The sequence below is a fragment of the Mycobacterium sp. genome (assembly GCF_035499775.1).
Classification (GTDB): domain Bacteria; phylum Actinomycetota; class Actinomycetes; order Mycobacteriales; family Mycobacteriaceae; genus Mycobacterium.
Window position 1 is genome coordinate 1 of sequence record NZ_DATJYB010000293.1, and the last position, 2,037, is coordinate 2,037.

The window sequence follows — 2,037 nt, forward strand, 5'->3', positions numbered from 1 at the left end:
GATCGGGGCATCGCGGCCATCCGCCGCATCAGCCATCGCATCCAACAGCCCGACACCGTCTGCGAGGTTGTGTGAGACGGCCAAACTCACCCCGCCGCCGCCGTCGGTGAAGGGCTGCACCGCAAGGTGCCACCCGGGTCCGTACTCGGCATCGATGGGAGTGGTGGCCTGCTCCTCGAGCCAGGCGTCGAATTCTGCACGCGGGCGCGGCGTCTCGACGATCTCCATCTCGGATGGACCGTCGGTTGATGTCCAGCGGTGCCGGCCGAACCGCAATGGTGACGGTTCGATGCGACGGCGTAACCAGCCCTGCTGAAGATGATGATGGAACTTCCGCAGACCGTCGATGTCGACCGGGCGGTTGTACACCCAGAAAGGATGTGGGATCGACGCGACTCCCGTCGCCCGCTCGGCGTCAAACGTGAGCTGGTCGAGCGGGTCGAGCACATTGTCCATGGTCGTACCGTACTTCCGACCGAATGTCCTCGAAGCGATTTCCGCCAACCCCGGTCCGTCTCACCGTCGCGTTTCTGGTGATCCGGGCGGCCCACGCAGAAACTGCCCCGCTACGAGATAGGCTGCCTGGGCGGGTGCGGCTGTCGAGGTTCACTACTGTTAGGTTAGGTTAGCATTACTTTTTGTCACAATTCGCCGCGACTCAGCACCACGAGATGCAGCGCAGTTCGCTGTAGTCAGAGGGAGATTCCATGCCGAGGGATCCGCGATGAAGTATGTGCTGGCAAGTTACGGATCGCGTGGCGATGTAGAACCCTGCGTGGCGGTTGCCCGTGAACTAATGCGCCGCGGGCACGACGTCCGCATGGCCGTCCCGCCTGACCTGGTTGGCTTCGCCGAGTCGGCCGAGCTCACAGCGGTGGCCTACGGGCCGGATACGCGGGAGTGGTGGGGCGCGCACCGCGACTTCTGGACGCGGGTATTCCGCAACTTCTGGCAGATCCGCGATCTGATCAGGTTGTGGCGCGAAATTGGGGAGTCCGTCATCCACTACTGGGAGGAGATCACCACGAAGCTGCGGTCGCTTGCCGACGGGGCCGACCTGCTAGTCACCTTTCTGAATTTCGAGCAGCCCGCTGCAAATGTCGCAGAATATTACGACATTCCGTTGGCCACCCTGCATATCGCCCCAGTGCGCGCCAACAGCCAGCTCCTGCCGTTCCTGCCGTCGTCATTGGGCCGTTACGCAGTGCAGGCGTACGAGTGGGTCAGTTGGCGCGGGGTGAAGAAGTTCGATGACGCGCAACGCCGGGAACTGGGCCTGCCAAAGGCGACGCGCTCAGCGCCGCGCCGGATCACCGAGCGTGGATCACTGGAAATCCAGGCCTACGAAGAGGTTTGCTTCCCCGGCCTGGCCACCGAATGGGCGAAATTCGCCGGCCAACGACCTTTTGTCGGTGCGCTGACCATGGAGTTGACGACGGATGCCGATGACGAGGTTGCCTCCTGGATTGCCGCGGGAACCCCGCCGATTTTCTTCGGCTTTGGCAGCACGCTGGTCAAATCTCCCGCCGACACACTCGCCATGATCGGCGCGGTGTGCGCGCAGTTGGACGAGCGGGCGCTGGTCTGCTCCGGCTGGAGTGACTTCAGCCAAGTGTCACATTCGGACCACGTCAAGGTGGTAGACACGATGAATTACGCGGCCGTCTTTCCAACCTGCCGCGCGGTCGTGCACCACGGTGGCATGGGCACCACCGCCGCGAGCCTGCGGGCCGGAGTCCCCACGTTGATCCTGTGGACGGCGCCCGACCAGGCGATCTGGGGAGCTCGGGTCAAGCGACTGAAAGTGGGTACCGCACGGCGCTTTTCGGCCACTGCCCCCGAGTCGCTGGTCGCGGACCTGCGGACCATCCTCGCCCCGCAATATGCCGCCCGGGCCCGCGAGGTCGCCACCCAGACGACCAAACCCGCCGAAAGCGTTGCCAAGGTCGCCGATCTCCTGGAAGACTTCGCGCGCTTGAGACATGTCGGCTGACGTGGGGTGATACTGGGGCCCGCTTCTCAATAGCCCGGAACCTC

1 protein-coding gene and 1 pseudogene are annotated in these 2,037 nt (G+C 64.0%); one reads left to right on the forward strand and one right to left on the reverse strand.

Annotation, left to right across the window (positions count from 1 at the left end; genetic code table 11):
* Positions 1-456: pseudogene (locus tag VML93_RS18840) on the reverse strand (hypothetical protein); the annotation flags it as partial.
* 268 nt (positions 457-724) lie between these two features.
* Between VML93_RS18840 and VML93_RS18845 the strand changes: the two are divergent.
* Positions 725-1,993 carry a glycosyltransferase gene (locus VML93_RS18845; RefSeq protein WP_325612994.1) on the forward strand — a complete coding sequence of 423 codons (1,269 nt, stop codon included), beginning with the start codon at positions 725-727 and terminating at the stop codon, positions 1,991-1,993.
* Positions 1,994-2,037: the final 44 nt, after the last annotated feature.

Coding starts and splice junctions, on each gene's coding strand:
- VML93_RS18845 (WP_325612994.1), top strand. CDS start 725: ATGAAGTATGTGCTGGCAAGTTACGGATCGCGTGGCGATGTAGAACCC.